Genomic DNA, 6,000 nt, shown 5'->3' with positions numbered 1-6,000 from the left:
CCAATCAGTAAGCACAAGCTTGAGCAACAGCGTGTCTGCTTCAATCAGTGCGAGCCAATCAGCAAGCACAAGCATGAGCAACAGCGTGTCTGCTTCAATTAGTGCATCTGAATCAGCAAGCACAAGCATGAGCAACAGCGTATCAGCCTCAATCAGTGCATCTGAATCAGCAAGCAACAACTCAAGTAGTACTTCAGTTTCAACAAGTACTTCAGTAAGCTTGAGTAACAGCGTAAGCACATCTACATCACTTAGCAATAGCGTTTCAAGCAGTTTGAGTACAAGTGCGTCACAACAATCTAACTCATTCAGCTATAGTAAGGGTGAGCCAACAAGCGAATCTAAGCCAGAGTTTAACCTTCCTAGCTACCTTGAATCTGTAAGTGCAAGTGAGTCAGTTTCACTCAGCAAGTCAGTAAGTGTATCATTGAGCGATAGTACTTCAGCTTCAATCAGCGTAAGTGAGTCATTCTCAACAAGCGCAAGCTTGAGTGACAGCGTGTCTACATCAATCAGTGCAAGCAACAACTCAGGTAGCGGTTCAGGTTCAACAAGCACAAGCAATGGCTCAGCTAGCCAATCAGCTTCAGCATCTGTAAGTGCAAGTCAATCAACTAGCGCATCAGTATCTGCAAGCCAATCAGCTTCAATCAGTACAAGCAATGGTTCAGGCGATGCCTCAACTTCAGCAAGTACTTCAGCAAGCTTGAGCAACAGTGTATCTGCATCAACTAGTGCGAGCCAATCAGCAAGCACAAGCTTGAGCAATAGTGCAAGTACCTCAGCTAGCTTGTCTGACAGTGCTTCAATCTCAAGTGCATTGAACCACTCACAAGCTCCTGCACAACAACCTGCTGGACCAGGACGTTCAAACGGTAGAAAACTTCCAAATACAGGAACTGCAAGTAACCAATTTGCTGGTCTTGGATTAGGAGTAGCTGCCTTGGCAACTGCCTCTCTTCTTGGCAAGAAGAAGAAATCAGCAGCTTCTGAAATGGATTTAGAAGACTAAGTCCCAAAAATCGACTAAAATGAAATTGTTGATATCATTTTAGCGATGAAAACAAGAACCCCGGATGGCCTAAGGCTATCTGGGGTTTTTGGCTCTTTGTCAACTGTAGAGGGTGAGATCGAACTAAGCATGAGAGAGAATCAGATTGATTCTCTCTTTTCTAACATTCAAAGTAACGAGAATCGTCATTCTAAAATTTTTGAAATTTTGAAAATCAAATACTATACATCTTATATCCTTGCTGATTGTCTCCAACTTGATATTGGAATCAAAAGGGATGGACTTCCATTTCTAAACGCTCTAAAGAACTTAATGATGTCTCGCTAGTTATTAATCACCGCCAAAGAGAATATCCGAATTAAAAGACAGCTTTTAAAGCACTTAGGAATAAGGGGAAAAAATATTACACTACGCATTGCATATCCCTAACGAAATAGATAAAAATCTAAAATTTGTAGAGAAAATAATATAATTTCGACCTTTTGTGACAGGAATTGCTTGACTAAATAAAACCAAAGCTGTATAATAAGGCAAATATCTAAAACAGGAGGTTCTGGAAATGAAAAAGTCTAAGGCCAAGTATCTGACACTGGCAGGTGTCGTGTTAAGCGCAGGTATCCTATTGAGCGCATGTGGGAACTCAGCAAGTTCATCTAAAACATATAACTATGTCTATTCTAGTGATCCATCTAGTTTGAACTATCTAGCAGAGAACCGTGCAACAACCAATGATATTGTTACCAATTTGGTTGATGGTTTGATGGAAAATGACCAATACGGTAACTATGTTCCATCATTGGCAGAGGATTGGACCGTTTCTAAGGACGGTTTGACTTATACCTACAAACTTCGTAAAGATGCCAAGTGGTATACATACGAAGGTGAAGAATACGCCCCTGTAACTGCTCAAGACTTTGTGACAGGTTTGAAATATGCGGCAGATAAAAAATCTGAAGCCTTGTACTTGGTTCAAGATTCTGTAGCAGGTTTGGATGACTATATCAACGGAAAAACAACTGACTTTTCAACTGTCGGTGTTAAGGCGATTGATGACCAAACAGTTCAGTACACTTTGACTCGACCAGAACCTTACTGGAATTCTAAAACAACTTCAACCATTCTCTTCCCTGTCAATGCTGATTTCTTGAAATCAAAAGGGGATGATTTTGGTAAGGTTGATCCTTCTAACATTTTGTACAATGGACCTTTCTTAATGAAATCCTTTGTTTCAAAATCCGTCATTGAATACAAGAAAAATCCAAGCTACTGGGATGCTAAAAATGTCTTTGTGGACGATGTGAAATTAACCTACTATGATGGAAGTGACCAAGATGCCCTAGCACGTAACTTTACAGAAGGAGTATACAGCTACGCACGTCTCTATCCAAATAGCTCAAGCTTTGAAGGGATTAAAGAGAAAAACAAGGACAATATCATCTACAGCATGCAAGATGCCACTTCTTTCTACTTGAACTTTAACCTAGATAGAAAATCTTATAATTTCACTTCTAAAACGACTGACATCGAAAAGAAATCTACCCAAGAAGCAGTTCTGAATAAAAACTTCCGCCAAGCTATCAATTTTGCCTACAACCGTACGGCCTATGGGGCACAATCTCAAGGGGAAGACGGAGCAACGAAGATTATTCGTAACCTAGTTGTACCTCCTACATTTGTAAGTATCAACGGAAAAGACTTTGGTGATGTTGTTTCCGAAAAGATGGTCAACTATGGCCAAGAATGGCAAGGAATCAACTTTGCTGATGCTCAGGATCCTTACTACAATCCTGACAAGGCTAAAGCTAAGTTTGCGGAAGCTAAGAAAGAACTAGAAGCCAAGGGTGTTCAGTTCCCAATTCACTTGGATAAGACTGTTGAAATGACCAATAAGTCAGAAATTCAAGGGATTAGTTCAATGAAACAATCCATCGAATCTATTCTTGGAACTGAGAACGTGGTTATCGATATCCAACAACTGTCAACAGAGGATTATGATAGCTCTGGTTATTTAGCTCAGACAGCAGCCCAGAAGGATTTTGACCTTTACAATGGTGGTTGGAGTGCTGACTACTTAGATCCGTCAAGCTATCTTGATATTTTTAATGTTAATAGCGGAGGTATGTTGCAAAACTTTGGTTTAGAACCAGGTGAGGTCAATGACAAGGCTAAGGCAGTTGGACTTGATACCTATACTCAAATGTTGGAAGAAGCCAATAAAGAGCAAGATCCAGCAAAACGTTATGAAAAGTATGCTGAAATTCAAGCTTGGCTCGTTGATAGTGCCCTTGCTATTCCAAACGTTTCCCTTGGTGGAACACCTAGCTTGAGAAAGACAGTTCCATTCTCTGCACCATTCTCACAAGCTGGAAATAAAGGTGTAGAGTCATACAAGTATCTTAAGTTGCAAGATAAGACGGTGACAACTGCTGAGTATGAAAAAGCTAAAGAAAAATGGCTGAAAGAAAAAGAAGAATCAAATAAAAAAGCCCAAGAAGAATTGGCAAAACACGTTAAATAATCAGTCTATTCAACAGGAAAAGCGATAGTTTCTCAAGGAACTATCGCTTTTATATAGTTTGAAACTATAACTAGCTCTTGAAAAGAAGAAAATGAGTTGGCGAAAATAAGTGGTACAATAGTTACTATAGATTTGGAGGTATTGTATGAGCAAAGAACTACACATCAACACAATTTTGGCCCAGGCGGGAATCAAGTCAGATAAGGCAACAGGTGCCTTGGTGACTCCACTTCATTTTTCAACAACTTATCAGCATCCAGAGTTTGGCCAGTCTACTGGATTTGACTATACCCGCACTAAAAACCCAACTCGCAGTAAGGCGGAGGAAGTCTTGGCTGCAATCGAATCAGCAGACTATGCCCTAGCGACGAGCTCAGGTATGGCTGCGATTGTACTGGCTTTTAGTGTTTTTCCAGTGGGAAGTAAAGTCTTGGCTGTGCGCGATCTGTATGGGGGTTCTTTCCGTTGGTTCAACCAAGTGGAGCAAGAAGGCCGTTTCCATTTTACCTATGCTAATACTGAAGCAGAGTTGATTGCTGAGCTGGAAAATCATGTGGATGTTCTCTACATCGAAACGCCAACCAATCCTTTGATGTTAGAATTTGATATTGCAAAACTAGCAAAACTAGCTCATGACAAGGGGGCTAAAGTAGTCGTAGACAATACCTTCTACAGTCCGATTTACCAACGACCAATCGAAGATGGTGCAGATATTGTTCTTCATTCAGCCACCAAGTATTTAGCAGGGCACAATGATGTCTTGGCTGGGGTAGTTGTGACTAATAGTTTAGAACTATATGAACAACTGTTCTACAATCTCAATACGACAGGTGCTGTCTTGTCACCGTTTGATAGTTATCAGTTGATTCGTGGTCTTAAAACTCTACCTCTTCGTATGGAGCGTTCTACAGCCAATGCTCAAGAAGTGGTTGCCTTTTTGAAGGATTCACCTGCTGTCAAGGAAGTGCTCTATACTGGACGTGGGGGTATGATTTCCTTTAAAGTAGTGGATGAAAAACGTATTCCTCATATTTTAAATAGCTTGAAGGTCTTCTCTTTTGCGGAAAGTTTGGGTGGGGTTGAGAGTCTGATCACCTATCCGACGACGCAAACCCATGCGGATATTCCAGCAGAAGTGCGCCATTCCTATGGCTTAACAGATGACCTCTTGCGCTTGTCAATTGGGATTGAAGATGCTAGAGATTTGATTGCGGACTTGCGCCAAGCTTTGGAAGGATAAGACAGATATGGGGAAATATGATTTTACAAGCCTGCCCAATCGTTTTGGGCACCATACCTATAAATGGAAAGAAGCGGAAGCTGATCGAGAAGTTCTACCAGCCTGGATAGCAGATATGGACTTTGTGGTTTTGCCTGAAGTTCGACAAGCTGTACAAGCCTACGCAGATCAGTTGGTCTATGGCTATACTTATGCTAGTGATGCTTTGATTGAGTCGGTTCAGGACTGGGAAGCCAGTCAGCACGGGTATCACTTTGACAAAGATGCTCTCGTCTTTATCGAGGGAGTGGTACCAGCTATTTCAACAGCCATTCAAGCCTTTACAAAAGAAGGAGAGGCTGTTCTAATCAACACACCAGTCTATCCGCCTTTTGCCCGCAGTGTCAAACTCAACAATCGCCGATTGATTACCAATTCTTTGGTGGAAAAGGATGGATTGTTTGAGATTGACTTTGACCAGTTGGAGAAGGATTTGGGGAAAGAGGATGTCAAACTCTATATCCTGTGTAACCCACACAATCCTGGGGGCCGTGTTTGGGAAAAGGAAGTGTTAGAAAAGATAGGCCATCTCTGCCAAAAACATAGTGTTTTGTTGGTTTCGGATGAGATTCACCAAGATTTGGCCCTCTTTGGTCACAAGCACCAGTCTTTTAATACCATTGATCCAGACTTTAAAAACTTTGCTCTTGTTTTGAGCAGTGCTACCAAGACCTTTAATATCGCTGGAACGAAAAATTCCTATGCTGTCATTGAAAATCCCAAACTTCGAGTTGCCTTTCAGAAACGCCAGTTGGCCAATAACCAGCATGAAATTTCAGGCTTGGGTTATTTGGCGACAGAAGCTGCCTATCGTTATGGGAAGGACTGGCTAGGAGAGTTAAAAGAAGTCATCGAAGACCACATCAAGTATGTAGTGGAGGTCTTGGGTAAAGAAACCAAGATTAAGGTCATGAAACCGCAAGGGACCTACTTGATTTGGTTGGATTTTTCGGCCTATGACCTGACTGATGAAACATTGCAAGAGCTGTTGAGAAATGAAGCCAAGGTCATCTTGAACCGAGGTTTGGACTTTGGGGAGGAGGGAAGCCTTCATGCCCGCCTCAATGTGGCCATGCCTAAGTCAATTCTGGAAGAGGTTTGCCAACGCATCGTGACTACTTTTGCTACACTTTAAGAATCGAGCCTTCTAGGAGAAAAGTCTTCCTGGAAGGCTATTTTCATAGGGGAAAA

General features: G+C 41.6%; 5 protein-coding genes. 4 read left to right on the top strand and 1 reads right to left on the bottom strand.

The window, feature by feature from the left end; genetic code table 11:
• Nucleotides 1–258 (bottom strand): hypothetical protein (locus E2R31_RS10065; RefSeq protein ID WP_279432668.1); only part of this gene is annotated, 258 nt, incomplete at its 3' end.
• 16 nt (nt 259–274) lie between these two features.
• Here E2R31_RS10065 and E2R31_RS10060 point away from each other — a divergent pair.
• From E2R31_RS10060 to E2R31_RS01770, 4 genes are all read left to right on the top strand, one after another.
• Nucleotides 275–1,012 carry an LPXTG cell wall anchor domain-containing protein gene (locus E2R31_RS10060; RefSeq protein ID WP_279432667.1) on the top strand — a complete coding sequence of 246 codons (738 nt, stop codon included), beginning with the start codon at nt 275–277 and terminating at the stop codon, nt 1,010–1,012.
• Between the two features lie 559 nt (nt 1,013–1,571).
• Nucleotides 1,572–3,530 (top strand): peptide ABC transporter substrate-binding protein, encoded by a 1,959-nt coding sequence (locus E2R31_RS01780; RefSeq protein WP_132972537.1) that lies wholly within the window; start codon nt 1,572–1,574, stop codon nt 3,528–3,530.
• 145 nt (nt 3,531–3,675) lie between these two features.
• Nucleotides 3,676–4,770, top strand: coding sequence for a cystathionine gamma-synthase (locus tag E2R31_RS01775; protein WP_132972535.1), 1,095 nt, complete (start codon nt 3,676–3,678; stop codon nt 4,768–4,770).
• 7 nt (nt 4,771–4,777) lie between these two features.
• The gene (locus tag E2R31_RS01770; protein ID WP_132972534.1) at nt 4,778–5,944 is read left to right on the top strand and encodes a MalY/PatB family protein; all 1,167 of its coding nucleotides are present in this window, start codon (nt 4,778–4,780) and stop codon (nt 5,942–5,944) included.
• The last annotated feature ends 56 nt before the right edge of the window (nt 5,945–6,000 follow it).

Origin of the sequence: Streptococcus downii (assembly GCF_004353325.1) — a bacterium.
GTDB lineage: Bacteria > Bacillota > Bacilli > Lactobacillales > Streptococcaceae > Streptococcus > Streptococcus downii.
The sequence above is the reverse complement of the archived record's forward strand: the minus strand, read 5'-3'. Positions and strand labels throughout refer to the sequence as shown.